The organism is Photobacterium indicum (assembly GCF_003026215.1).
Lineage (GTDB): Bacteria > Pseudomonadota > Gammaproteobacteria > Enterobacterales > Vibrionaceae > Photobacterium > Photobacterium indicum.
The window spans coordinates 152,789-179,586 of sequence record NZ_PYOC01000006.1; the positions used below are offsets into that span (position 1 = coordinate 152,789).

At 43.3% G+C, this 26,798-nt stretch carries 26 protein-coding genes; 8 read left to right on the top strand and 18 right to left on the bottom strand.

Features of this window, described 5'->3' with window-relative positions:
* Positions 1 to 7: 7 nt before the first annotated feature.
* Positions 8 to 1,549 carry a 2,3-bisphosphoglycerate-independent phosphoglycerate mutase gene (gene gpmM, locus C9J47_RS16825; protein WP_107254549.1) on the bottom strand — a complete coding sequence of 514 codons (1,542 nt, stop codon included), beginning with the start codon at positions 1,547 to 1,549 and terminating at the stop codon, positions 8 to 10.
* Positions 1,550 to 1,974: 425 nt separating this feature from the next.
* Between gpmM and C9J47_RS16830 the strand changes: the two genes are divergently transcribed.
* The 4 genes from C9J47_RS16830 to cysE all read left to right on the top strand — a co-directional run bounded on the left by C9J47_RS16830 (position 1,975) and on the right by cysE (position 5,073).
* Positions 1,975 to 2,415 (top strand): rhodanese-like domain-containing protein, encoded by a 441-nt coding sequence (locus C9J47_RS16830; protein ID WP_107254550.1) that lies wholly within the window; start codon positions 1,975 to 1,977, stop codon positions 2,413 to 2,415.
* A gap of 116 nt (positions 2,416 to 2,531) precedes the next feature.
* A complete protein-coding gene (gene secB, locus C9J47_RS16835; RefSeq protein ID WP_006233187.1) occupies positions 2,532 to 3,005 on the top strand; it encodes a protein-export chaperone SecB in 474 nt (157 codons plus the stop codon).
* Positions 3,006 to 3,021: 16 nt separating this feature from the next.
* Positions 3,022 to 4,038: an NAD(P)H-dependent glycerol-3-phosphate dehydrogenase gene (gene gpsA / locus C9J47_RS16840; RefSeq protein WP_107254551.1), complete on the top strand. Its 1,017-nt coding sequence runs from the start codon at positions 3,022 to 3,024 to the stop codon at positions 4,036 to 4,038.
* Positions 4,039 to 4,251: 213 nt separating this feature from the next.
* Positions 4,252 to 5,073: a serine O-acetyltransferase gene (cysE, locus tag C9J47_RS16845; protein WP_107254552.1), complete on the top strand. Its 822-nt coding sequence runs from the start codon at positions 4,252 to 4,254 to the stop codon at positions 5,071 to 5,073.
* Between the two features lie 96 nt (positions 5,074 to 5,169).
* Here the strand turns inward: cysE and trmL are convergent, their stop codons facing one another.
* The 3 genes from trmL to C9J47_RS16860 all read right to left on the bottom strand — a co-directional run bounded on the left by trmL (position 5,170) and on the right by C9J47_RS16860 (position 7,807).
* Positions 5,170 to 5,634: a tRNA (uridine(34)/cytosine(34)/5-carboxymethylaminomethyluridine(34)-2'-O)-methyltransferase TrmL gene (gene trmL, locus C9J47_RS16850; protein WP_107254553.1), complete on the bottom strand. Its 465-nt coding sequence runs from the start codon at positions 5,632 to 5,634 to the stop codon at positions 5,170 to 5,172.
* Between the two features lie 110 nt (positions 5,635 to 5,744).
* Complete coding sequence (cpxA, locus tag C9J47_RS16855; RefSeq protein WP_107254554.1) at positions 5,745 to 7,112, bottom strand: envelope stress sensor histidine kinase CpxA; 1,368 nt, start codon at positions 7,110 to 7,112, stop codon at positions 5,745 to 5,747.
* The gene (locus C9J47_RS16860) at positions 7,112 to 7,807 is read right to left on the bottom strand and encodes a response regulator (protein ID WP_107254555.1); all 696 of its coding nucleotides are present in this window, start codon (positions 7,805 to 7,807) and stop codon (positions 7,112 to 7,114) included. The genes cpxA and C9J47_RS16860 overlap by 1 nt, the downstream gene beginning before the upstream one ends.
* 205 nt (positions 7,808 to 8,012) lie before the next feature.
* Here C9J47_RS16860 and C9J47_RS16865 point away from each other — a divergent pair, with 205 nt between their 5' ends.
* Entirely contained in the window at positions 8,013 to 8,495 is a 483-nt protein-coding gene (locus tag C9J47_RS16865) for a CpxP family protein (protein WP_107254556.1), read from the top strand.
* 602 nt (positions 8,496 to 9,097) lie between these two features.
* Positions 9,098 to 10,060: a 6-phosphofructokinase gene (pfkA, locus tag C9J47_RS16870; protein ID WP_006233897.1), complete on the top strand. Its 963-nt coding sequence runs from the start codon at positions 9,098 to 9,100 to the stop codon at positions 10,058 to 10,060.
* 201 nt (positions 10,061 to 10,261) lie between these two features.
* Here pfkA and tpiA read toward each other — a convergent pair whose 3' ends face one another.
* Positions 10,262 to 11,032 carry a triose-phosphate isomerase gene (gene tpiA / locus C9J47_RS16875; protein WP_006233896.1) on the bottom strand — a complete coding sequence of 257 codons (771 nt, stop codon included), beginning with the start codon at positions 11,030 to 11,032 and terminating at the stop codon, positions 10,262 to 10,264.
* A gap of 350 nt (positions 11,033 to 11,382) precedes the next feature.
* On the opposite strand from tpiA, the gene C9J47_RS16880 reads away from it, so the two are divergent.
* Complete coding sequence (locus C9J47_RS16880) at positions 11,383 to 11,730, top strand: 5-carboxymethyl-2-hydroxymuconate Delta-isomerase (RefSeq protein ID WP_107254557.1); 348 nt, start codon at positions 11,383 to 11,385, stop codon at positions 11,728 to 11,730.
* Here C9J47_RS16880 and C9J47_RS16885 read toward each other — a convergent pair.
* The 6 genes from C9J47_RS16885 to C9J47_RS16910 form a co-directional block, all read right to left on the bottom strand.
* Positions 11,727 to 12,053: a DUF3135 domain-containing protein gene (locus C9J47_RS16885; RefSeq protein ID WP_107254558.1), complete on the bottom strand. Its 327-nt coding sequence runs from the start codon at positions 12,051 to 12,053 to the stop codon at positions 11,727 to 11,729. The genes C9J47_RS16880 and C9J47_RS16885 overlap by 4 nt on opposite strands.
* 188 nt (positions 12,054 to 12,241) lie before the next feature.
* Complete coding sequence (locus tag C9J47_RS16890) at positions 12,242 to 13,000, bottom strand: ferredoxin--NADP reductase (RefSeq protein WP_107254559.1); 759 nt, start codon at positions 12,998 to 13,000, stop codon at positions 12,242 to 12,244.
* Positions 13,001 to 13,017: 17 nt separating this feature from the next.
* On the bottom strand, positions 13,018 to 13,638 hold the full coding sequence (locus C9J47_RS16895; protein WP_107254560.1) for a helix-turn-helix transcriptional regulator: 621 nt from the start codon (positions 13,636 to 13,638) through the stop codon (positions 13,018 to 13,020).
* A gap of 214 nt (positions 13,639 to 13,852) precedes the next feature.
* A complete protein-coding gene (gene glpX, locus C9J47_RS16900) occupies positions 13,853 to 14,860 on the bottom strand; it encodes a class II fructose-bisphosphatase (protein ID WP_107254561.1) in 1,008 nt (335 codons plus the stop codon).
* 249 nt (positions 14,861 to 15,109) lie between these two features.
* Positions 15,110 to 16,633 carry a glycerol kinase GlpK gene (gene glpK, locus C9J47_RS16905; RefSeq protein WP_107254562.1) on the bottom strand — a complete coding sequence of 508 codons (1,524 nt, stop codon included), beginning with the start codon at positions 16,631 to 16,633 and terminating at the stop codon, positions 15,110 to 15,112.
* Positions 16,634 to 16,674: 41 nt separating this feature from the next.
* Positions 16,675 to 17,526, bottom strand: coding sequence for an MIP/aquaporin family protein (locus C9J47_RS16910; protein ID WP_107254563.1), 852 nt, complete (start codon positions 17,524 to 17,526; stop codon positions 16,675 to 16,677).
* Between the two features lie 918 nt (positions 17,527 to 18,444).
* Here C9J47_RS16910 and zapB point away from each other — a divergent pair.
* Positions 18,445 to 18,687, top strand: a complete 243-nt coding sequence (gene zapB, locus C9J47_RS16920; protein ID WP_107254565.1) for a cell division protein ZapB — start codon at positions 18,445 to 18,447, stop codon at positions 18,685 to 18,687.
* Positions 18,688 to 18,748: 61 nt separating this feature from the next.
* Here zapB and rraA read toward each other — a convergent pair whose 3' ends face one another.
* The 7 genes from rraA to priA form a co-directional block, all read right to left on the bottom strand.
* Positions 18,749 to 19,234: a ribonuclease E activity regulator RraA gene (gene rraA, locus C9J47_RS16925; RefSeq protein ID WP_107254566.1), complete on the bottom strand. Its 486-nt coding sequence runs from the start codon at positions 19,232 to 19,234 to the stop codon at positions 18,749 to 18,751.
* Between the two features lie 145 nt (positions 19,235 to 19,379).
* Positions 19,380 to 20,285 carry a 1,4-dihydroxy-2-naphthoate polyprenyltransferase gene (locus tag C9J47_RS16930; RefSeq protein WP_107254567.1) on the bottom strand — a complete coding sequence of 302 codons (906 nt, stop codon included), beginning with the start codon at positions 20,283 to 20,285 and terminating at the stop codon, positions 19,380 to 19,382.
* A gap of 163 nt (positions 20,286 to 20,448) precedes the next feature.
* Positions 20,449 to 21,780, bottom strand: coding sequence for an ATP-dependent protease ATPase subunit HslU (hslU, locus tag C9J47_RS16935; RefSeq protein WP_006233884.1), 1,332 nt, complete (start codon positions 21,778 to 21,780; stop codon positions 20,449 to 20,451).
* 10 nt (positions 21,781 to 21,790) lie between these two features.
* Positions 21,791 to 22,318, bottom strand: a complete 528-nt coding sequence (gene hslV / locus C9J47_RS16940) for an ATP-dependent protease subunit HslV (protein WP_006233883.1) — start codon at positions 22,316 to 22,318, stop codon at positions 21,791 to 21,793.
* A gap of 158 nt (positions 22,319 to 22,476) precedes the next feature.
* Positions 22,477 to 23,106, bottom strand: coding sequence for an SPOR domain-containing protein (locus C9J47_RS16945; RefSeq protein WP_107254568.1), 630 nt, complete (start codon positions 23,104 to 23,106; stop codon positions 22,477 to 22,479).
* A gap of 163 nt (positions 23,107 to 23,269) precedes the next feature.
* Entirely contained in the window at positions 23,270 to 24,274 is a 1,005-nt protein-coding gene (cytR, locus tag C9J47_RS16950) for a DNA-binding transcriptional regulator CytR (RefSeq protein WP_107254569.1), read from the bottom strand.
* Positions 24,275 to 24,445: 171 nt separating this feature from the next.
* Complete coding sequence (priA, locus tag C9J47_RS16955) at positions 24,446 to 26,647, bottom strand: primosomal protein N' (RefSeq protein WP_107254570.1); 2,202 nt, start codon at positions 26,645 to 26,647, stop codon at positions 24,446 to 24,448.
* Positions 26,648 to 26,798: the final 151 nt, after the last annotated feature.

The following is a 26,798-nucleotide window of genomic DNA, read 5'->3' on the forward strand; positions in this document are numbered from 1 at the left end:
GGGGGGATTATTTCAGATCAAACAGTACCTGACCAGTCATCTCTGCAGGGATTTCGATATCTGACAATGAAAGCATGGTTGGTGCTAGGTCAGAAAGCTTACCGCCATCTTTTAGCGTTAGTGATTTATCACCAACATAAATAAGAGGAACAGGTAAGTTTGTGTGTGCAGTATGTACGCCCCCTGTTTCTGGGTTGATCATCATTTCAGCATTACCGTGGTCTGCTGTGATTAATAGTTGACCATCTACAGATTTGATTGCTTCAACAACTTGACCAATACAACCGTCTAGCGCTTCACAGGCTTGTACAGCAGCACCGTAAACACCAGTGTGACCAACCATATCGCCGTTAGGGTAGTTACAGATGATAGTATCGAATTCACCGCTTTTAATGGCTGCAACTAACTTTTCTGTCAGTTCTGGTGCACTCATTTCAGGCTGTAAGTCATAGGTAGCAACTTTTGGAGATGCCACTAATGAACGCGTTTCGCCGTCAAATTCGTCTTCAACGCCACCATTAAAGAAGAAGGTTACGTGTGCGTATTTTTCGGTTTCAGAAATACGTAACTGCTTTTTCCCTTTCTTTGATAACCATTCGCCAAGCGTATTTTCTAGGCTTGCTGGTGGGAAGGCTGCAGGTAACTTAATGTTTGCTGCGTATCGTGTAAGCATCACAAACTCAGCTAAAGCTGGCTTTTGTGTACGGGCAAAACTAGTGAAGTCAGCTTCAAATGCACGCGTAATTTCACGCGCTCGGTCAGCACGGTAGTTCATGAAAATAACTGCGTCACCATCAACCATTGCCGCAGATTCTTGATCTTCAGCACGGATTTCAGTGGCTTTTACAAACTCATCGTTTTCATCACGAGAGTAGGCATCTGTTAGGCCTGCAACTGCAGAATCAACCGTGAATTCCGCTTTAGCAGCAGAAAGTAGATTATAAGCGACTTCTACACGGTCCCAGTTGTTATCACGATCCATTGCGTAGTAACGACCAATCAACGATGCTGTACGGCCTTTGCCTAATTGTGCAAATAATGCATCGAAACGCTCTAAAGAGTTTTGTGCACTACGTGGCGGAGTATCACGGCCATCAAGGAAGCAGTGTAGATAAATCTTTTCTGCGCCACGTTTAGCTGCCATTTCAATTGCAGCTGCGATGTGATCCTCATGGCTGTGAACGCCACCAGGAGACATCAAGCCCATGATGTGAACGGCTTTACCTGCGTTGATCGCTTTATCCATTGCAGTTGTTAGCGCTTCATTTTCGAAGAAGTCACCGTCTGCGATAGATTTAGTAATACGAGTCAGATCTTGATAAACAACACGACCCGCACCAATGTTGGTATGGCCAACTTCAGAGTTACCCATTTGACCATCAGGTAAACCCACATCAAGGCCTGATGCAGAAATTAGTGTGTTTGCTTCATTAGCAATCAAGTTGTCCATAACGGGGGTATTCGCGTTAGCGATTGCGTTATTTGAATTATCTTCGCGGTAACCCCAACCATCTAGGATCACTAAAGCAAGTGGCTTTTTAGCAGACATTAACTGTCCCTCATAATTGATGAATTCTTATAAATATTGCCTTAAGCATCTGAAATGAAGATAGATGTTTAAGGTAATAGGTATAGATTGATTGTAATTTTACTACAGTTTACCTGATTAACGGTAGGTTGAGATCAAAGTATGCGGTCAATGGATTGTTATGTTACTAACAAAATATATGCATTTATTGCCCTGAGTGTAAGCCCTTGGTCACAGTTTTTTTCTATTTCATTGATTGGTGAGAGCTTGTTTACCTCTTATACTGTGCATGCTGCGCTCATTTCAGAACGAGTGAGCCAGTGCGCGGAATTGTTGACTGTTACTGTACAAGGCAGTTGACGGGGGTATACTCAGATTCCTTTTTAAGGCGTGATTAGCCTTAATATTAAGTACATTGTGCCAATTCGGTAAATAGAGCGGAAATCATGCAGCAATATATAGAGTTTGTTACGGGTAATCCTATTTTAGCCCTTGTTTGGGTTGGTTTGGTTGTCGCAATTATTGCGTCGATGGTAAAGCAAAAGACAGCGGGCTACACAGTAGTGAATCCCAATGAAGCGACAGTATTAGTGAATCGTGAAAACGGTGTGTTTCTTGATATTCGTTCTCGTGACGAATACCGTCAGGGGCATATTTCTGGCGCACTTCACACTTTACCAAGCCAAATTAAAGAACAAAACGTTACTGAGCTTGAAAAGTACAAAACTACCCCAATCATTGTGGTATGTAAGACAGGTCAGACAGCACAAGATAGTGCCAACTTATTGAAGAAAGCGGGTTTTGAAAACGTCAATGTCTTGAAAGATGGTCTGATTTCTTGGAATGAAGCAAAGTTACCTCTTGTACGCAGTAAAAATAAGAAGTAATTGTCGCCATTTCATGAGCAGCGAGAATTTATGTAACGTGTGATGATTATCATCACAATTGCGAATGTATGAATTATCTCATGTGATGGGATAGAAAGAATAAAAGGACTAAAAAGATGGCTGAAGTAGCAAATAACGAAGCACAACAAAATTTCCAGATCCAGCGTGTATTCCTAAAAGACGTTTCTTTTGAAGCGCCTAACTCACCTGACATGTTCCAGAAAGAATGGAACCCAGATGTGAAGCTGGATCTTGATACTCAAAGCCGTGAGCTGGGTGAAGGTGTTTACGAAGTTATCTTACGCCTAACAGTTACTGTTAAAAATGCAGAAGAAACAGCTTTCCTTTGTGAAGTTCAGCAAGGTGGTATCTTCACTGTTTCTGGCATGGAAGCACCACAGCTTGCACATTGCCTAGGCGCATTTAGCCCGAATATCCTATTCCCATATGCGCGTGAAACTATTTCAAGCCTAGTGGTTAAAGGTACTTTCCCACAGCTTAACCTTGCTCCTGTTAACTTTGATGCTTTGTTCATGAATTACTTACAGAACCAAGCAGAAGCAAACACAGAAAGCACTGAAGAAGCGTAATAAGCGATAAGTCACTATGAATCAAAACGTAAATAATGCGATCACAATGACAGTGTTAGGTGCCGGCTCTTATGGTACCTCGCTGGCAATTTCGTTAGCGCGTAATGGTGCCAATGTCATCCTTTGGGGACATGATGCAGAACATATTGCTCAGCTTGAAATTGACCGTGCCAATGAAGCCTTTTTACCTGGCGTTACTTTTCCTGAGTCGCTGATTCTTTCTGCGGATTTAGAAATGGCCGTACAGGCAAGCCGTGATTTATTGGTGGTAGTACCGAGTCATGTCTTTGGTTTGGTATTAAGCGATGTGAAGCCATTTTTACGTGAAGACTCACGTATCTGTTGGGCTACGAAAGGTTTAGAACCTGAAACGGGCCGCTTATTAAAGGAAGTGGCCGTTGAAGCTGTGGGCACCGAGGTGCCTTTAGCTGTTTTATCTGGTCCAACATTTGCGAAAGAGCTAGCTGCGGGTATGCCTACAGCCATTGCTGTTTCTTCTCCTGATGATGCGTTTGTTGAAGACCTTCAAGAGAAAATTCATTGTAGTAAAACATTCCGTGTGTACAGCAATAGTGATTTTATTGGTATGCAATTGGGTGGTGCAGTGAAAAACGTGATTGCGATTGGGGCCGGTATGTCTGATGGTATCGGGTTTGGTGCCAATGCTCGAACGGCATTGATTACTCGTGGCCTTGCTGAAATGTGTCGTCTTGGCGCTGCATTAGGTGCTCAAAAAGAAACATTTATGGGCATGGCAGGTTTAGGTGATCTAGTACTAACATGTACAGATAACCAATCACGCAACCGTCGTTTTGGTTTAGCGTTAGGGCAGGGTAAATCGGTTGATCAGGCGCAGATAGATATCGGCCAGGTTGTCGAAGGTTACCGTAATACCAAAGAAGTCTGGGCTCTTGCTCAGCGCTATGGTGTTGAAATGCCTATTTCAGAGCAAATTTATCAGGTGTTATATCAGGGTAAAGATGCAAGAGAAGCCGCGAAAGACTTATTAGCTCGTGACAAAAAATATGAATAGTCGATTATGGTGTTGTTAGCCGCATTTTCATTAGGGCGGCAACTAACATAGTCGAAATCGTTCTATTAAAAACAACGTAAGCTGAAAAGCGCACGTTGTTTTTTTTTCTGAGCAAGTTAAAGTTATAAGACAATATACCCAATTCTCGCTGAAACGAGCATCTTGAGGTAACTTGGGTATAGCCATTACTAACATAGATAAACCGAGGGTGATGTGAGGGAATGCCAACAGAACGAGGTCTGGCAAGCAATCAAGCTAGAAGCGAGAGCGCAGTCAGAACAAGAGCCTATGTTAGCCAGTTTTTATCATGCGACGATTATTAAGCATGACAACTTAGCCGCCGCGCTGAGTTATATTTTGGCTAATAAATTGGCGACACCATCGATGCCTGCAATGGCTGTACGTGAAGTGGTTGAAGAAGCCTTTGCGGCCGATTGTATGATCACTGAGTCTGCTGCTTGTGATATTAAAGCGGTCGTTGAGCGTGATCCTGCGGTAGAAATGTATTCTATCCCTCTGTTATATCTAAAAGGTTATCATGCTTTACAAGGCTATCGCGTTGCGAACTGGCTATGGAAGCAGAAACGCTTTGCATTAGCGGTATACCTGCAGAATCAAATTTCTGTAACATGCCAAGTCGATGTCCATCCTGCTGCGGTTATTGGGCAAGGTATTATGTTTGACCATGCGACAGGTATCGTTATTGGTGAAACGGCCGTGATTGAAAATGATGTCTCGATTTTACAAGATGTTACCTTAGGTGGTACTGGTAAAGTAGGCGGTGATCGTCACCCTAAAATTCGAGAGGGTGTGATGATAGGAGCGGGGGCGAAAGTTCTGGGTAATATTGAAGTCGGCGTAGGGGCAAAAATTGGCTCTTGCTCCGTGGTATTAAATCATGTTCTTCCTCATACCACCGTTGCTGGTGTGCCCGCTAAAGTCGTGGGGCGTCCTAGTAGCGATATGCCCGCTATGGACATGGATCAGCAATTTAACGGTACTACGCAAACCTTTATTGCGGGTGATGGTATCTAACGCCAACACTAATCTGCCGTAGTGTTATAACAACGAGAAGCGATTATTTGCTTCTCGTTTTGATGTTTAACCTTATTGTCTGGTGAGATAATGAGGCTAGATTGATCCTTTAAAGCCAAGTTGACGCCATGCTTCGTAACCAATAATAGCAGCAGCATTTGATAAGTTCAGGCTGCGGCTATCTGGGTGCATCGGTATACGTAAGCGTTGCTCTAACGGTAAGCTTTCAATAAAGTCAGCCGGTAATCCTCGAGTTTCAGGGCCAAAAATGAGTACATCACCTTCCGCGAATTGTGCATTAGTATGGTAATTCGTTGTCTTCGTAGTACAGGCAAATAAACGACGTCCAACCATTGCTTCTTTAAATGCAGCAAAGTCTTTATGGCGGTGTACGTGAGCTAAATCGTGATAATCTAACCCTGCACGACGCAGTTTCTTCTCTTCTAAATCAAACCCTAGTGGCTCTATAAGGTGAAGATTGGCGCCGCAGTTGGCACATAAACGGATTATATTGCCCGTGTTAGGGGCGATTTCAGGTTCGTAAAGGGCAATATCAAACATAAGTTTAGAAAACACATTGCAGAATGGTGGTGGTTATTGTGACAAGCACACCTTCAACAAGCAAATGGTATTACTTCTGAAGGCATGAGTGAAATAACAATTTATCTGACTTAATAGGATTGACTTAGCGGTATTAGAATCGTGATTCTAAGGCCGCCAAGGGGGCTCTTGCTTGCATGAATTTTCCCACTATGTTGGCGAATCGCGCTTTCTGTAATCGCAAGTCCTAAACCTGTACCACCACTGCTGCGATCTCTTGCGGTTGATACTCGGTAAAATGGACGAAAGATATCGTCGAGTTCATCATCAGGAACGCCTTCACCGTTATCATCAATCACAATAGTGAGCTGCTTTTCGTTAACTGAAAAATGCAGTGTTATTGTATCGTTACCATATTTGATAGCATTACGGATCACGTTTTCTAATGCGCTGATGAGTAAATTAGGGTTACCATTAATGGGCCATTCTTTTAGCTCATTATAAGTTAATGACTTATTATTCTGCTCGGCTTCAAAGCTGGCATCTTCTAGCATTTCATACCAAAGACTGTGTGCGTCAGAGTTTTCTAGTTGCTCGTGACTATTGACTTGCATGCGCGATAATTCCAACAGCTCGCTAATCATTTTTTCTAATCGTTCAGCTTCGGTATCAATCCGTGTCAGCTCTTTACTATCACCTTGCTTACGTTTCGCGAGTGCATTTGCCATGCGCAAACGGGTGAGGGGAGAGCGTAGTTCATGTGAAATATCGGATAACAAGCGTTGTTGGCCGCTAATCATTTGATTGATAGCCAATACCATTTGGTTAAAGCTAGCGCCTGCTTGTTTAAATTCACGAGGGCCGGTTTCAAGTTTTGGATCGGCTTCAAAATGCCCTGTCGCTACCCGCTCTGCTGCTCGTTGTAGTCGACGAGCAGGTAGACTAACAACCCAAGCTAACCATAGAAGAAAAGGGGTGCTGACTAACATAGTAACAAGTAATAGTTGGAAGGGCTTATCGAGTATTTTAATGAAGAAAGGGGGCGTTTCACGCCATATTCGCCCGATATACATCAACGTAGTTTGCTGTTGATCGGTGACTTTTAATGGCCCTGCCATCATCCAGCGACCATAAAGTTTCTGTCTTGGATTTTGTGGATCATCGGCAACCGTAATGAAATTGCGTAACGCTTTATTTCGTCCGTGAGGGGAAATAATTTCACCGTCTTCCGTGGTAAAGTACAGCTGGATACCTTTATGATTATCCCGATCGGTATAGCGTTTAAGTTTTTGTTTTAACGATCCTCGCTCGTTACTGATACGTTCTGAAATATCTTGAGCAGAATCTTGCAGGCGTTTTAAATGTTGTACTGGAATCGTATGTTGCGCCCGCGGATCAAGGTTAGGAAGCAGTACGAGAGTGACTACCACTACGAGCAGCGTTAGCCAAAAAATCGCAAAAATTCTGCCATATAAACTAGAAAACCGTGGGAATCGCATTATAGTTCCTCAACCAATAAGTAGCCTTTGCCGCGTAGGGTTTTGATGCGTGGTTTACCGTCTACGCGCTCTGGTAGTTTCTTTCGTAAATTAGATACGTGCATATCAATAGCGCGATCAAATTGAGCCAGACGTTTACCTAACACTTCCATACTGAGTTCATTTTTTGCAATAATTTTACCTGGATGCTGAATCAGGTAACTTAATAATGCGAGCTCAGTGCCTGTCATCTCGATAGACTCACCAAGGCAAAAAACTTCTTGGCGGCCAGGGTAAATATCGATGTCTTGATAAGACAGGCATTCCGGCTCGTTAGTGCGCAGGTTATTTTCTGTTAGTTGAGTTCGGCGTAAAATAGCCCGTATGCGAGCGAGCAGCTCACGATCACTGAATGGCTTGGGCAGGTAGTCATCGGCACCCAGTTCTAACCCGAGTACTCGGTCAATCTCTTCTCCTTTTGCCGTCAGCATCAATACTGGTGTTGCAAAGCTTTCTCTTAGTTTTCGTAGCATCTGAGTGCCGTTCATTTTTGGCATCATGACATCAAGCAAAACCAGATCGATACTGGCATCTATTTTTGCTAAGCCTTCAATACCATTGTTTGCCTCGACAATATCAAAGCCTTCCATCTCTAATATATCGGTTAATAAAGAGGTCAGCTCAATGTCGTCATCAACTAAAAGAATCTTTGCCATAATTAAAGCCCTAAATAGATGCCGTGATAATGACGGCGATATGCGCATAAGGTGAGTTCGATATAGATAAGTATCTCTAATCTATCCCATAGAGCCAAGTTTATATGTGCATGCTTTACGCAGCTTTACGTTCGATAGACAGCGCTTTACCTTGTACAGAGTAAGATTACTCCATACACCAACAACGGATACTTGGAGAAACAACATGACCTCATTTAAGAAAGCATTAGTAATCGCAATTGCACTTCCTATGGCTCTTGGCTCGGCGTCGGCACTTGCATTCGGCGGCAGCAATCATCATGGTGGAAAGGGTGGTTGTGGTATGCAAGATGGTCGTAAAGTATTTAGTCAATTAGATCTGACGGATGCGCAAAAAGAAAAAATGAAATCAATGCGTGAAGCGAATCGTGATGAAATGAAAAGTAAGCGCCTTGAAAAGTACACAGAAATGAGAGCAAATCACGATAAGATGCAAGAGCTAGTGCTTGCTAGCGACTTTGATGAAAACGCAGTGCGTGATTTAGCCCAGCAGATGTCAGCGGCTCAAGTTGAAGGGCGTGTGGCAATGCTTGAGAAACGTCATGAAATGCTCAATATCTTAACGCCAGAGCAAAAGACGAAATACCAAACCCTTCAGGCTGAACGTGCTGAAAAATGCCAAACTCGTATGGCAGAACATCAAAAATAAATGATCACAGTGTTATTCATAGGAGCCGCAACCTAGTTTGCGGCTTTTTGTTCTCTGAAATTTGGCTTTCATTCTGGCTAATTATGCAGTTTTGTTAGAGTAAATTGTCACGACAAGCTTTTTTTGTTATTAATTTTCGTCACAAAACAGCTATACTGCGGGGTATTAGATGTTGAATTAACCAATATTGATTTTATGATACCGTTCCAAAAAGTTTGAATCTTTTGATATGCGCGTAACGTATAGCCGATATCTACATGCATTGGTTAGCAATGATCTGTAGTGGGTAACTTGAACATCAGAACATATACTTAGATTGTATTGTTATTTTCGCTCACGCTATGAGCTAGGGCTTATTATTGCTCTGAATGATACCGATCAGATTTATACCGTGATTAACGATACTTGAGCGCATGAGTCAGAAGTGATCGTGATATGAATCAACAAAAAATTTTATCAAAATTGTAATACTCCTACATAAGTAGGAAAGTTACAGTTTATACGAGCATAAATCGGACAGTTCCGTTTATGGTGCCGAGAGGGGGAACCTCGGTAACTCGTTCCGGATTTGAATTTTCAATTCCCAAAGTCAGAGGGTAACCATGATTAAGAAGATTGGTGTTTTGACCAGTGGTGGTGACGCACCTGGTATGAATGCAGCGGTTCGCGGTGTTGTACGTGCTGCGTTATCAGACGGTCTAGAAGTTTACGGAATATATGACGGCTACCAAGGTCTTCATCAAAACCGTATCGAAAAACTAAGCCGCACAAGTGTATCAGACGTGATTAACAAGGGCGGTACGTTCCTTGGTTCAGCACGTTTCCCTGAGTTCAAAGACGAAAAAGTTCGTGCTCAGGCTATTCAAAACCTGAAGATGCACGGTATCGATGCACTTGTTGTTATCGGTGGTGATGGCTCATACATGGGTGCCAAGAAGCTAACTGAGATGGGCTATCCATGTATCGGTATTCCAGGCACAATTGATAACGATGTAGCAGGTACTGATTACACGATTGGTTACCTTACTGCTTTAAACACCGTTATTGATGCGATTGACCGTCTTCGTGATACGTCTTCTTCTCATCAGCGTATTTCTATCGTTGAAGTTATGGGCCGCCATTGTGGTGATCTTACTTTGATGTCAGCAATTGCGGGTGGCTGTGAGTACATCATTACGCCTGAAACTGGCCTTCATAAAGAAGAGCTGATCGCGAAGATTAAAGAAGGTATCTACAAAGGCAAGAAGCACGCGATTGTCGCGCTTACTGAGCTGATGACAGATGCTAACGAACTGGCAAAATACATCGAAGATGAAACTGGCCGTGAAACACGCGCGACTGTGCTAGGTCATATTCAACGTGGTGGTCAGCCGACGGCATTTGACCGTATTCTTGCATCACGTATGGGTGCTTATGCGGTTGAGCTGCTTATCCAAGGTGAAGGTGGTCGTTGTGTTGGTGTTCAGAATGAGAAGATGGTTCATCACGATATCATTGACGCAATCGAGAACATGAAGCGCCCTGTTCGTAAAGATCTTTACGAGCTAGCAGACAAACTGTTCTAAACAGGCATGTATTGTTTTAGGCAATAACGACGTTGTTGTAATAAAAGCCGACCATAGTGTCGGTTTTTTTATATCTGTTATTTAGGGCTTTAACCTTAAGCGCTGAGTGGTATGGCTGGAGAGTTGAGAATTAGCACTGGTTCAAAAACAAAAAAGGCCAACCGAAGTTGACCTTTTCTCACGTTATTCTAAAAATAGAAATTACGCTTTTGCTTCAGCTGCTGCTTTAGCGATAGCGGCAAAGCTTTTCGCGTCAAGAGCTGCGCCGCCAACTAGAGCACCATCGATGTCTGGTTGTGCAAAGTATGCTGCTGCGTTTTCTGGCTTAACAGAACCGCCGTATTGAATAACAACGTTCTTAGCAACTTCTTCAGATTTCTCTGCAATGTGAGCACGGATTTGAGCATGGATGCGTTGTGCATCTTCAGCTGTAGCTGCTTTACCAGTACCGATAGCCCAGATTGGTTCGTAAGCGATGATAGCGCCTTCAAGAGCTTCAACGCCTTGAGTGTTGATAACAGCGTCAAGTTGACGTGCACAAACAGCCATTGTTTCGCCAGCTTCGTTTTGTGCGTCAGACTCACCGATGCAAAGAACAGGTGTTAGGCCGTTTTCTTTTAGGAAAGCGAATTTCTTAGCAACAAATTCGTCTGATTCGTTGTGGTATTCACGACGCTCAGAGTGACCGATGATGATGTGAGATGCGCCGAACTCTTTAAGCATTGCTGGAGACATATCGCCAGTGAATGCACCGCTGTTGTTTAGGTCAGAGTTTTGAGCACCTAGGATAATCGCGCTGCCTGCTTCAGTAAGCGTATGCTCAGCAAGATCGATGAAAAGTGCTGGTGGAGCAACTGCTACGTCAACGCCTGTTACGCCTTCAAGTTCAGCGTTAAGACCGTTTAGTAGATTAACAACCATTTCTTTGCTGCCGTTTAGTTTCCAGTTACCCATAACTACAGGATGACGCATAGTTTTTCTCCAAATCATTTATGTAAATTAACTAAAGTAATTGAGTAAAAATATAACAGTATAAGGTGATATTTTTACTGTCTAAAATCATTAATGAGCTCGTTGTACCTTTTTCAGGAAGAAAAGTGAACTCTAAAACGGAATTATTTCCGAATAAATCCAAATCGATTTGTGATCGGTTCGTAATTGTTAGTGAATTGGTGAAATTAACATTTGTATGTGCCTAATCGATTGCGACTTAAAAAGAGAGTGATCTTAGGTTGAATTTTCAGCCAATAGTTTAGCCTCTTGCAATGAGATCGGGTAAATTATGAGCTGAAAACTAAAGGTCATATCATGGAGGAGTCGTTATGCCTAATTTGGTAATGGAGTATTCTGACCCAGTAGCAGAGCGTGTGAATATTAGAGACTTACTGGAAGATCTCCATCAAGCTTTATTAGAGAGTGGTTTGTTTGAACCAGAGTCGGTTAAATCCCGTTCTTACCCTTGCCATAATTGGTTTGTTGGCGAAGATGGTGATCGTAAAACGTTTATTCATCTCAATCTGAGTTTACTGTCAGGGCGAACACCTGAGAAAAAACGTGAATTATCGCGAAGCCTATTAAGTGTATTAGAGTCACATGCTAGCGAAATTAATAGTTTAACAGTCGATGTGCGCGATATGGATGTCGATAGTTTTCTAAAGGTTAGTTTCTAACTTTCAGCTTGATAGACTGGGCGTGTAAACGCTTTTACTTCTGCTGTATGTTCAGTTAAAGCTTGTGGGTCATTTAACGCTAGGGCAAAGCGCTTTAGTTGTTGTTGTAACTCTGCCATTAAAAGAATATTGATGTGGTTCGGGTTTTTACCACGTGCGATAACGTGGTTAATATGGTTCATTTGCGCACGTAAGCGAGGCTGCATAGCTTGGCTAGATTGTTCGATAATCTCTTCACTCATGCTGTTTCGCAAGGCCTCAAGTTCATGTGGTGCGTTCTCTGCCATGGCTTTTAACTCGTCAAAAGATGGTAATGTTTGCATTGCAACGCCCTCTATCCGTGTCATCTTTTTATGACCTCGCTTTAATCTGCTGGGCCATAAAAAGAGTGAAGTGATTTAGATAAGCGTAGTCAGTCTAGTAAACTCTAGACTGACTTGTTTTTGAGACACAGGGTGAGACAGTGGCGAGATAAGAACGATTTATCATCTAGTCGTTATTACTAGTAATATTACCAATAGTGTTCCATGGTGATTTGCCCTGGTTTACGACGTAGATTTTTCTCAAATCCTTTGGCTTCAAGGGCCGCTTTCGTATCTTTGACCATTTCAGGATTGCCACACAACATGATTTGGCTCGTTGCTGGGTTAAGAGGTAAGCCGACATGGCGTTCTAACATTCCATCTGCAATCGCTTGAGGTATGCGCCCCGGCAAACTGAGCATTGCGGGTTCTCGGCTGACAAAAGGTTGGACGATGAACTGATCGGGGTACCTTTCTTTTAGCGTATTTATTTCAGCTTGATAACTAAGATCAGACGCAAAGCGCACTGCATGGATTAGCACGACTTTACGGTAGCGTTTCCAAACGCTGTTCGCACTGGTATCTGAATTTAATAAGATAGAAAGATAAGGGCCAATCGCCGTACCTGTGGCAAGCATCCACAAATGCTCACTCTCGGGCACTTCATTTAGTGTGAAATAGCCATTGGCGCGGGCAGATACAAATACCGTATCGCCTGCTTGTAGAGCGTGAAGGCGAGGCGAAAGCAAGCCATCAGCCACGCGTGTGGCATATACTTCAACAAGGGTTTCACTCGGAGGGTTAACGAAGGAGTAGGCTCGCTGGATCATTTTGCCATCAATTTCCAAACCGAGTTTGGTAAATTGCCCAGCTTTAAATGGTTCAATATTAGCGCGTAAAGTTAAACTAAAAAGGTCATTGTTCCAGTGACGATTAGTAACAACTTCCGCAGGAATCCAGTCAGCCATAATTTTCTCCCAATTCTTTATTCAGAATTATGTATTCGATAAGCGCAACGCCTCTCTCCGGCAATAATGTGTTCGTGTCTTTCTATGGAGCAATTGTCCCCTAATAGACGTCTGAATACAGAAAGTTCAGACTTACATAATGAAGGACAACGTTTTGCAGCGTGACAAATTGGACAGTGATTTTCTAATAATATGAATTCATCACCATCTTGCTGTAGCTCAGCCATGTAGCCTTCTTGTTCCCTCAGTGTAGTCAGTATTTCCAATTTTTCTTTTAAAGTTGAGCTATTTGCCATTGCGTGTTGGTATTGTTCAAAGGTTTGATTCTCTCGTCGTTCGATGATTTGATTTAAACCACCACTGCCAAAAATGTCTTCGACAGAATCAAGCATTTGAATAATGAGATCGCCATGACGATCGGCAAAGCGGCTATGCCCTCGAGGCGTTAAACTCCAATGTCTAGTTGGCCTACCTACCTTGACTTTCACATCATGAAAATTCACCAACCCTTCATCTTCAAGACCCTGCAGGTGTTGACGTACTCCCATGGTGGTGAGGCTAAATTCTTGTGACAATACTTTTGCTGTCACGGGGCCTTCACGCTTCATGTGGTAAAGAATTTTATTGATGGTTTTCATAACTGCCTGCTTCTTCCTTAGTCATGACTATTATGTAACTAGCCAAGTATATAAAGCAACGACTTTACATAATAAGAATAGAGCAGTTCGGCATTAATTGCTGATAGATATAAATATCTTATGGAAGTATTAAAGGGGCTGGCGTGTTTAGTGGGATAAAAAAGACGTACAGAAGTACGTCTTTTTCTTGGAATCTATTAAACCGAGCTCGAATTTAAATGATATGGTTTTTGATTGAATCGTCTTTACGATCAAGGTAGTGCGTTGACTTAATACGACGAATGGTGCGGCACTTACCACGAATCAATAGTGTTTCAGTGGTCGCGATATTACCTTTACGGGTAATGCCTTCAAGTAGGTCACCTTTTGTGATCCCTGTACCAGCAAAAATAACGTTGTCGCTTTTCGCCATGTCTTCCATGCGTAATAACACGTTAGTTTCGATACCCATTTCTTTACAGCGATCAATTTCGGTTTGACCTAGGCGACGGTTATCTTCGTTATCTTCTTTTACTTCATGGCGAGGTAGAAGACGAGCGTGCATATCACCGCCAAGGGCACGAATTGCAGCAGCAGAGACTACGCCTTCTGGTGCGCCACCGATACAATACATTACGTCGACTTCACTGTCTGGCATACAGGTTAAGATAGATGCCGCTACATCGCCGTCAGGGAATGCAAATACACGTACACCCATAGATTGCATCTCTGCAATAACACCATCATGGCGTGGTTTTGCCAAGGTAGTAACCACTAGGCTATCTAAGGTTTTACCGAGTGCTTTTGCGATGTTTTCAAGGTTTGTTACGAGGGGAAGGTCAAGGTTGATACACCCTTTAGCTTCAGGACCAACAACCAATTTTTCCATGTACATATCTGGGGCTTTCAGGAACGAGCCTTTTTCACCAGCAGCCAGAACAGCAAGGGCATTGTTTTGTCCCATTGCTGTCATACGCGTTCCTTCGATTGGGTCAACGGCAATATCAACGGCATCGCCACCTAGACCGACTTTTTCACCGATGAAAAGCATCGGTGCTTCATCGATCTCACCTTCACCAATAACAATTTCACCTTCAATTTCAGTTTGATTAAGAAGGGTACGCATTACCTCTACAGCGGCATTATCGGCAGCAATTTTATCACCACGGCCAAGCCATTTGTAGCCAGCAAGTGCTGCGCCTTCAGTTACACGAGAAAATGCCATTGCTAAATCGCGTTTCATGGTTACTCCAGGAATAGAAATCAGTGAGTTAATGTATGGGTGTTTAACTGGCGCGGATTTTATCATAGCTCGCAGTGAAACGTTTGCGTTTATTCAAAATCAGCAAGAACATCGTATTTTTAGCCCAAAAGGCAAGATTAAAGAATATTGATGTAAATCATAAAATGAGAATGTTAACAAGCAGGCAATAAAAAGGTCCGCAATTTGCGGACCTTTATTTACGAAAATTTTAAAGATTAATCAGTGTGATTATTCGTCTTCGTCTTCCTCATCGATAGCCCAGCCCTTCGCGCACTCTACGGCACGCTGCCAGCCGCGGTAGCGACGGTCACGTTTCTTATCATTCGCGCAAGGGATGAATTGACGATCAAGCTTCGCTTTATCTTGAAGTTCATCAATGCTATCCCAGAACCCGACAGCTAAGCCTGCAAGGTAAGCTGCACCCAATGCTGTTACTTCTGTTACTACAGGGCGGAATACCTGCGTATCCAAGACATCCGACTGGAATTGCATTAAGAAGTTATTGGCTACTGCACCGCCATCAACACGTAATGTCGCTAACTTGATACCAGAATCCGCTTGCATCGCATCGAGAACATCACGAGTTTGGTAAGCCACACTTTCAAGCGTTGCACGGATGATGTGGTTAGAATTAACACCACGTGTTAAACCGACGATTGCACCACGTGCATACGGGTCCCAATATGGGGCACCAAGACCTGTAAATGCAGGTACAACGTAGACGCCATTTGAGCTGCCCACTTTCTCTGCAAAGTATTCTGAATCTTTTGCATCGCCCAGTAATTTCACTTCATCACGAAGCCACTGAATAGATGCACCACCCATGAATACAGCCCCTTCCAATGCATAAGCAACTTCGCCTTTAGGACCACAAGCTAGCGTGGTTAAAAGGCCATTTTGAGAAGTGACTTTTTCTTTACCTGTGTTCATCAGTAAGAAACAGCCTGTACCATAGGTGTTCTTAGCTTGACCTGCTTCCACACACATCTGACCGAAGAGTGCAGCCTGCTGATCACCAGCAATACCACAAATAGGGATACGTGTGCCGCCTTTACCACCAATGTTTGTTTTGCCGTAAACTTCTGATGAAGCTTTTACTTCTGGCATCATAGATAGTGGAATATCCAGTGCTTTAAGTAACTTCTCGTCCCACTGAAGTGTGTTGATATTAAACAGCATGGTACGTGATGCGTTAGTGTAATCAGTAACGAATGTACGTCCTTGCGTCATCTTCCAGATTAGCCAAGTATCAACAGTACCGAATAATAGGTTGCCAGCTTCAGCTTCTTCACGAGCACCTTCTACGTTGTCGAGAATCCACTTGACCTTGGTACCAGAGAAATACGGGTCAACCACAAGACCAGTATTTTCACGGATGTATTCTTCTAAGCCTTGTGCTTTTAATTCTTCACAAATGCTAGCGGTACGACGACACTGCCAAACAATCGCATTATAAACGGGCTTACCGGTGTTTTTGTCCCAAACAATGGTAGTTTCACGTTGGTTGGTAATACCAATCCCCGCAATTTCATCAGAGCGGATACCTGCTTTAGCCAATACTTCTACTAGGGTTGAACTTTGAGTTGCGTAAATCTCTAGTGGATCATGCTCTACCCAGCCCGCTTTCGGGTAAATTTGAGTAAACTCGCGTTGTGACGAACAAATGATATTCGCATCGTGATCCAGTATGACGGCACGAGAACTGGTTGTACCTTGATCAAGTGCAACAATATATTTTTGCTCAGTAGTCATGATGAATGTCCTTTAGTTCTAATTATAGGGTAGAGAAGTAATTAAGCTTTTGCCGTATCTTGCTCGTCAGTACCTTCGCACTGGTTTGGAATCGTACATTTGTTGCCAGGTAGGTAAAGTTCGATAGCTTTAGGGTATAGCCATCCGCCAAATGCAGCTCCACAGATAGGCGCTAAAAGTGGCACAATCATGTAAGGAATATCTTTACCACCAGTCAGAGCCATGTCGCCCCATCCAGCTAAAAAGGCAAAGAATTTAGGACCGAAATCACGTGCAGGGTTCATTGCGAAACCTGTTAGTGGACCTAAAGAACCACCAATAACCGCAATTAAAATACCGATTAGAAGTGGACCCATAGCACCACGTGGTGCCCCATTCTTTTCATCGCCAATCGCTAGAATTGCAAACATTAGCACTGCTGTAATTACAAACTCGACTGCAAAGGCACCACCAAAAGAAAGTGCAGGGTGAGGGTAGGTAGAGAAGATACCGGCAGTCGCAAGGCTAGCTTCAGAGCCTCGTACAATTTGTTGAGCAGCTTCAAAGTCAGTGAATAGGTTAGCGTATAGGGCGTAAATTAATGCCGCTGAACAAAATGCACCGAGCATTTGCGCGACAATATAAGGGGCAACTTTGCGTTTATCAAACCCATGGAACAAGGCTAAGGCGATTGTCACGGCTGGGTTTATGTGCGCGCCAGAGACACCAGCGGTACAATAAATCGCAATTGCTACACCTAAGCCCCACATGATACTTATTTCCCACTGACCAAATTCAGCGCCAGTCAGTACGAGTGCAGCTACACAGCCCACACCAAAAAAAATCAGTAATCCGGTTCCTATAAACTCAGCGATACACTCGCCAAGTAGCGTGTGTTGTTTCGAGTTAGTCATCATTCAGTCCTTTTGTTGATAATGGGTATGTCGTCGTAGAGGTACTTTTATATTTTTTATTCGAGCGTCAATTTACATTACTCGAATATTATTAACATACTCTTGAGTTAAAAATGTGCGTTCGAGCATAAAATTTGTATAACTTCGCTCATAAAAGCAAGCGTTTGCTTTTTTATGATTGAACGCACATTTTAGGTTTATATGATTTCAGTTTCAGATTGGAAAATAATGCTCATAACGTAACTTGCTGATATAAATGAAAAACCCGACCTTAAGTGGGGTCGGGTGTGCCAAAGCGGCGAATTCTTGGATAATTCCAAGAGAGATACGATCAAGATAAAAATTAGCATGTGAATGCTGCATGAAAATAGAGTTAGATCGCACTTTTAAGCATTTTACATTCATTTAACGTTCTTTTCTTTTAATACCAAGATGTTAGTCATTTTGTATGACAATCTGCTTTCGTTTTGGTCCGATGAGTTTGGAGTCCAGGAGGTATGTTACTTGTGTCCTAGTGTGTTGATTTTACAGCTAGGTAGTCTAAAAAGTAGCCGAATGAAAAAGTGGCTAAGCGCATTTGTTATATATTGCTCATGGCTTATTGGGTGATCGTAAATAGGCATTGAGTTCATAACCGAGTTATATTGCGTAGCGAGCAAAATAGTTGTCTTGTAATATGTATTGGCTGCAAAGGCTAAAGTGGTGCCAAACCTTTAAAAATAAGGGGGCAGCCTTTTTTGTTTGCAAAAATTTCAACAATATTGTGTGAAATTTATCCATTTACCACCAACTGGTGGAATAGTGGATGCCAGAGAGCGGCAGCCTCGTTAGAATAGATTTATAAACGAATTTAACCATGCTCGTGTGGTGCTCCCTTAACGGTTTAAGAGAGATACGGGCTTATATCAGGTGAACAATATGTCATTAGAAATGTTGGAAAAGCTAGAAGCCAAGGTACAAATGGCTGTTGATACAATTTCTTTGCTTCAGATGGAAATTGAAGAATTAAAAGAAACAAACGAAAGTCTAACGGCTGAAGCTCGTGAATTACGCTCAAACCGTGAAGTGCTAGTACAAGATAATGATAAATTGCAAAATGATCATCAAGCATGGCAAGAACGTGTTCGCACTCTGCTAGGTAAGATGGATCACGTAGAATAAAAAAAACAGAGCCGATGGCTCTGTTTCTTTATTAGCACTGTGGGTTATTACACCGATTCGATTATTCGATATCGAGTGGTTCTGGCGACAGAATAACCCCTGTGTTGTCAGCGTAAATATGATCTTCTGGTAAAAACGTCACGCCACCAAAGTTTACGGCAATATCAATATCGCCTACACCTTGCTGATCCGCTCCTACAGGTATTGACGCTATAGCTTGAATACCAATCTCGAGTTCATCTAAGTCATCGACATTGCGCACACTACCGTAAACGATTAAACCTTCCCATTCATTCTCTGTTGCCAGCAGAGCAATGTCAGCATCAATGAGCGCTCGACGTAGTGAGCCGCCACCATCAACAAGCAATACGCGACCGACACCGGGCTGCTGTAATACCGTTCGAAGTAACGCATTATCTTCGAAACATTTTACCGTAGTAATTTGTCCACCGAAGGAACTGCGACCACCATAAGAATTGAACATTGGCTCAATCACATCAACCTGATCCAGATAAATGTCACATAGTTCGGACGTGTTATATTCCATACGCTAACTTCTTCTCGTAGTAAAAGAAACGGGTGCTGTCATTTCAATACTTTCAGGTGCCTATCGATAAGCCCTATGCTCGAAAGTAATTCGCTTGTTGAAATTATAACCAGCTTGTTAACCGATGCAACTGAGATTAAACGTTTTAAGCCAGTATAACGCCTGCGGCAAATAACAAATTAGTCAGAAGTGCGCACTTCACCATGGTTGCCATCATAGGACGAAGCGCGGCTCCATCTGTTGATTGAAAAACCTGTTTCCCATGTTGAAATAACAAAGGCGCACTTAAAATAAATAACCAACCAAACGGTGAGCGAAGTTCTAACCCTGCAAAGAGTGCAAGGCAAACAATACTGCCAGTCAGTAAAAATAGGTGATATTTACGCCCCCAATCAGGCCCCATGCGTACTGCTAGCGTAAGCTTGCCACAGGCACGGTCATTATCAATGTCACGTAGGTTGTTAATATTTAACACCCCAACAGCAAGTAAACCACAGGCTGTTGCCGGTAACATGATGATTGAGTCAATTTGCCCGGCTTGCAGGTAATAGGTTCCTGCTACGCCAAGCCAACCAAAGAATGTAAGTACTGAGATATCCCCCAAACCACGGTAACCATAGGGCTTATTACCCACGGTGTAAGCGATGGAAGCAGCAATCGCCATTACACCTAATAGCATGAAGCCAAACATGTCTTTTAGGTTATTACAGGCGAGAATAATGAGCGTTAAACCACTGGTAACTGTAAGTACAATATTCAATGCCATGGCTTTTTGCATTGACCCTTTGGTGACTAACCCTGATTGGATTGCACGTTGTGGGCCAATACGGTCATCATTATCGGTGCCTTTTACCGCATCGCCATAATCATTGGCGAGGTTAGATAAAATTTGGAGTAAAAGTGCGGTTAGCAGAGCGAGCCCTGCAATTGAAGCAGAGAAACTTCCTTGCCATCCTGCCACTGCACTGCCGCATACAATTGATGCGATGGCCAATGGCAAGGTTTTAGGTCTTGCTGCATCGAGCCAAATTGCGAGTGAAGATGATTTCATAATCAGTGTGCTTTAAAAAACTGTAGAAAGGGTATTATGGCGCAATTATAGCGAGGGGCAAATTTATCCGATCAATGTTTGTTTAAAAACAAAAAAACGGCGCCATATGGCACCGTTTAATGCTTTTACAGTAGGTTATCTTTCACCTGCTGCTACTTTTCTATTACAGAATGAAGCGACTTAGATCTTCATCTTCGACCAGTTCACCGAGACGCTCATTAACATAAGCTTCATCAATGACCAGCAATTCGTCTGATCTATCAGTGGCGTCGAAAGACAGTTCTTCCATTAAACGCTCCATAACAGTATGTAAGCGACGAGCACCGATATTCTCGGTACGCTCGTTAACTTGCCATGCTGCATCAGCAATTTTATTAATACCGTCTTCAGAGAAGTCGATATTGACAGACTCTGTCGCCATCAATGCCTTGTACTGTTCGGTTAGAGAAGCGTTAGGCTCGGTCAGAATACGTTTAAAGTCATGGCTCGTTAGTGCTTCAAGTTCAACTCGAATAGGTAGACGACCTTGCAGTTCAGGGATTAAATCTGATGGTTTCGACATTTGGAATGCGCCAGAAGCCACAAACAAGATGTGATCCGTTTTTACCATGCCGTGTTTAGTTGATACTGTGCTACCTTCGACTAATGGCAGTAGGTCGCGCTGAACACCTTCGCGTGAAACATCAGGGCCTGAAGAGTCACCGCGTTTACAAATCTTGTCGATTTCATCAAGGAAAACAATGCCATTGTTCTCTACCGAGAAAATTGCCTGTTCTTTTAATTCTTCTTGATTAACCAATTTAGCCGCTTCTTCTTCTGTCGCTGCTTTAATGGCATCTTTGATTTTCATTTTACGTTTTTTGCTTGTGTTACCAGCTAAGTTTTGGAACATTCCTTGAAGCTGGTTTGTCATGTCTTCCATTCCTGGAGGAGCCATGATCTCTACACCCATTTGCGGCGCAGCAATATCCATCTCGATGTCTTTATCATCAAGCTTGCCTTCACGTAATTTCTTACGGAATGACTGACGCGTTGAAGAGTCAGTATCGTTTTCTTCATTCTGCCCCCACTGATCACGTGCGGGTGGTAGCAGCACATCAAGAATGCGGTCTTCAGCTAATTCTTCTGCGCGAAATTGTACTTTGCTCATCGCTTGTTGATGCGTCATCTTTACAGCAACATCAGTTAAGTCGCGAATGATTGTTTCCACTTCTTTACCGACATAGCCGACTTCGGTAAATTTCGTGGCTTCAACTTTGATGAAGGGGGCGTTAGCGAGTTTTGCTAAACGACGAGCGATTTCGGTTTTACCGACACCCGTAGGACCAATCATCAGAATATTCTTAGGTGTTACTTCAACACGCAGCTCTTCTGGAAGTTGCATGCGACGCCAGCGGTTACGTAATGCAATCGCAACAGCACGTTTAGCTTTATCTTGACCGATAATATGACGATCAAGCTCATGGACGATTTCGCGTGGGGTCATCTCAGACATTGCAACTTCCTTACTTAGTTTCTAGCTCTTCAATGGTGTGATTATGATTGGTGAATACACAGATATCGCCAGCGATATTCAGTGACTTTTCAGCAATTTCACGCGCACCTAAATCGGTATTTTCTAATAACGCGGTTGCTGCTGCTTGAGCAAAATTACCGCCAGAACCAATCGCAATTAAATCATTTTCAGGCTGAACCACATCACCGTTACCAGTGATAATTAATGAGCCAGTTTCATCCGCTACAGCTAAAATAGCTTCCAATTTACGTAGCGCACGATCGGTGCGCCAGTCTTTAGCAAGTTCGACTGCTGATTTCAGCAAGTGACCTTGATGCATCTCAAGCTTCCGCTCAAAACGTTCGAATAGAGTGAAGGCATCAGCGGTGCCGCCTGCAAAACCCGCCAGTACTTTGTTGTTATATAAACGACGTACTTTACGAGCGTTGCCTTTCATTACTGTGTTGCCAAGAGAGACTTGACCATCACCAGCAATTACGACTTTACCGTTTCGACGTACAGATACGATTGTTGTCACGGTTGAACCCCTTTGATTCTCTTCGGCTTAATGCCGAGAACGATGTTATTAGTATATCTGGGGGTGGTGTATTTGTTTTTCAAGGTATGGCGAGGTAACAAAAAAAGGATGCCTCGGCATCCTTTTTCAAATCTATTTAGAGGTAGTTACTGGAAGTGTTATTCCCAGAACCAAATCGCGCAAGGTGCAATACCTGCCCGTTTTAGCATGTTTCGGTCGTTTTCAGCTTGGCGCTTTTTGGGGTAAGGCCCAATGATGACTCGATACCATGTGCCTTTTTCACCGGCCGATGCTTTAACTTGGCTATTTAACCCCTGAAAAGCGATCATCGCTTTACGCTGTTCAGCCTGATCTTGGCTACGGTATGCCCCACATTGCATCAGATAAGGTTTGGTTGGCTTGTCATCGGCTTTTTTGGCTTCAATTTGTATTTCTTTGTTTTTCAACTCTTCGATGTAACGCCACTTTTCTTCAGGCTTCGGTGGAAGTGTGCTGGTTTCTTTGGCTTTATTTGGGGTTTTCACCACGGGTTGAGTTGTTTTTTTCGTCGTGTTTTTTTCTGGTGTCGATATTGGCTGAGGTTTCACTGCTTCAGCTTTTGGAACAGGCTGAGTAGCAGGTGCAGGAGAGCTGGATAAGAAATACAACCCATAGCCAAGCGCACCGACTAATGTCAGTGCAATAAGTCCCCATTTTACAGGGAATCCAGTGGAAGCTGGGGCTTTTCGGTTTTGGCGGGCTGGCTTTTTTGGCGAGCGTCCGCGTTTCACATAATCTTTAGTGGCCACAATGATAAAACATTACAAGAATCACAATTAGGCTATGGTACAAACTTGCGCCGTACCTGACTAGTGTTTGAATCAATCACTTGAGGAATAATCGTTTTAATACGATGGGAAAGTGTGAGCTTATGCCCAAAAAAGTAATAAGCTCACTTATTTCTGCGTGTGATTACATTGATGGTGGCGCGGCACTTTCGCGAATGACCAACTTTGCATCAAGTAAACGCGAGCCAGCACGAATATCTTTGCCTTTTAATAGTTCAAGTAGCATCAACATTGCTTGGCGACCAATTTCATAACGCGGCTGAGAAACGGTGGTTAACGGGGGATCGCAATATTCTGCAAATTGAATATCATCAAAGCCTACAATGGACAGATCTTGCGGTACGCGTAAACCAAGACGTTTGGCTTGTTGCATTGCCCCAATGGCCATCACATCACTGTGACAGAATAGTGCTGTTGGTGGCTCAGGTAATGAAAGTAGGGCTGTAACAGCCCGTGCACCTGCTGCAAACGAGAAATCACCTTTAACAGTGTAAGCAGGGTTCAACTCTATACCACCACGACGAAGTGCTTGCTGATAACCTTGTGCGCGAAATTGACATAGCGCTGCTTGATCAGGACCAGAAATTTGCGCAATACGCTTATGACCCATCTGAGTTAAATAGTTTACGGCTTCATAGGCGGCAGTTAAGTTATCGATATGAACAGTTGGCAGCTCAAGTTCTGGCGCATATTCACATGCCATTACTAATGGAGGTAGGTTTTTCTGTTCGGGCTTGCTGACATCAAACGGTAAATCAGCGCCCAGCAGCAGCATGCCGTCAGCTTGCTTGGTGAAAACTAAATTAACAAATGAATTCTCGCGAGTTTTCTGTTGTCCGCTATCACCGAGCAAGACTAAGTAACCGTGTTCCATCGCAGCTTCTTCGATACCACGGATAATCTCGGTGAAGTAGGGGTCACAGATGTCGGGTACGATAGTAACGATGGTTTTTGATTCATTGCGGCGCAGGTTTCTGGCCAGTGAATTGGGGGAATAACCAGCTTCCATAACGGCTTGTTCGACTTTTTTACGGGTCGATGCCGAGACCTTTTCTGGGTTCATTAACGCACGGGAAACCGTGGCCGTAGATACACCAGCTAGCTGGGCAACGTCCTTCATTGTCGCCATATTTGCAGTTCCTCTCTATTATTTCTCTCTTAATATGCTGGAGGACCTTGGCCAAAATGAGCAGGCACCGTGACCAGCAAGCATCTTATTGTATGCGCTCTGTTGTTGATTAAACATGGCTTTATGAGCATAAATTACATTCAACATGTGACTTACATCGCATTGTTCATTTTAAGTTAAATCTTGAGGTTCAACATCGATCGACCAACGTACTTTTTTCGCTAAGGGCAGTAGTTGAATTGCGGGTTTAGCAATTGCTAGCATACGCTGTAAGGTTTTACGATCCGGAGCCTGAAGAAGCAGTTGCCATCGGTATCGCCCTGCACGGCGAGCCAAGGGGGCAGGGTTGGGACCCATGATAAAGGTGTCTTGGTTAAACAAAGGGCTAGATTCAAATATGCCCCGTATTTGCTGTAAAAGTTGGCAAACGTGGTCGCTATTGTTGGCTTCTGAACGAAATAATGCCAAATGTGTGTAAGGTGGTAATAAGGCTTCTTTTCGTTCTATTAGTGCGTTATCGGCGAAGTTATCATAACCTTTGTGTAACAATGCTTGTAATAAAGCATGTTCAGGGTGATGAGTTTGCAGCAATACCTCTCCTGGTTTACTGGCACGACCGGCGCGACCAGCCACTTGAATAAACAACTGAGCAAGACGCTCTGATGCCCTAAAATCATTACTGAATAACGCACTGTCGACATCAATGAGTGAGACCAAGGTAACATTTGGAAAATGGTGACCTTTTGCCAGCATTTGAGTACCAATTAAAATTTGATACTCATTGTTCTTTATGGCTTCTAGGTAATCTTCTAGCGACCCTTTTCGACGAGTGCTATCGCGATCAATACGTACTGTTTTGTATTCAGGAAATAAAGTCGCTAATTGCTGCTCTAATTGCTCTGTTCCCACTCCGACAGCATTGAGTTGAGTTGAGCCACAACTATTACATTGGTGCATGATAGGTCGTTGAGTTCCGCAATGGTGACAACGCAGCTCTCCAGATTGTTGGTGCAGGGTGTAATACGCATCACAACGGTCACATTCTGCTAGCCAGCCACATTCATGACAAATCATGGCAGGGGAAAAGCCCCGACGGTTTAAGAATAAAATGACTTGGTTGCCAGCCGTTAAATGTTTACGCATTTGGGCAATTAATGGGGCGGATAACCCTGCATCAAGGTATAAGCCTTTTACATCTAGAACCCCATGACGAGCAGATTGGGCATTACCAGCTCGGCGAGTAAGATGAAGGTGATGATATTTACCTGTTTTAGCATTGTGTAAACTTTCTAGCGCAGGGGTTGCTGACCCTAAAACAATTGGAATGTTTTCTTTGTTTGCTCGCATAACGGCGAGATCACGGGCATGGTAACGTAAACTATCTTGTTGCTTATACGACGCATCATGCTCTTCATCGACAATGATGATGCCCAGATTATGGAAAGGCGTAAACAAAGCAGAGCGCGTACCAATAATGATCCCTGCTTGGTTATCTCGACCAGCTAACCATGAAGATAGACGCTCTGTATCATTGAGACCAGAATGCACGGTTTCCAGTGGCACATTGAAGCGACGACGAAAACGGTTAATGGTTTGTGGGGTTAAACCGATTTCAGGCACGAGTATTAATGCTTGTTTGCCAGCCGCTAATATTGGCTCTAAAGCGTTCAGATATACTTCGGTTTTACCTGAACCTGTAACCCCTTCTAATAAGTAACAGCCAAATTCAGGGTTGGCATTAATTGTCGCAATGGTTAAGGCTTGTTCTTCATTCAAGCGAGGCTTTTCTTCAGTGACCGCAAAATGCTTGTGCCAATCGACCAGGCGGGGCTTTTCTTGTAATTCGGTTATCCAGCCTTTATCGACCAGTGTTTTTAACGTGGCTGAGCTGATTTCTTCAGCAAGCAGAGCTTCATGGCGACAATTACCATTTCTTAATATATTCAACACTTGTACTTGGCGAGGCGCCCGTTTAAGTGCGGTGATTGGCTGATCGCGCCCAGCTTCTGTTAGCGCCCAGTATTTGAGCGTGCCTGCAGATGCTTCTCGTCCTTTACGCAGCAATCCCGGCATTGAGTTAGCTAATGTATCGCCTAATGGGTATTGGTAATAATTACTAGCCCAAGATAACAAGCTAAATAATGGTGAAGTCCATAATGGCGCTTGATCAATGACGGTATAGATGGGTTTTAGCTGTGCGATTGGGAAATCAGATTTATCAGTGATTTCAATAACAATACCGACCAGTTGTTGGCGTCCGAATGGCACCTTTACTCGACCTCCTACCACAGGGGAAGAGCCTGTTTTTATTAGGTAATCAAATGTTTTGTCCAATGGAACAGGAAGCGCCACTCTGGCAATATTGGATGTCATAACTAACCGAAGATGAAGCTGTGATTATATTAAAGCACTATGCTGTTAAGCGTCACAGATGGTTTACTGATTGAGTTTGAAGTGTACAACGCACGACAGTTTATCCCAAATTGATTAGTCATGTAGTCGTTATTGATAGCGCACTTAGTTA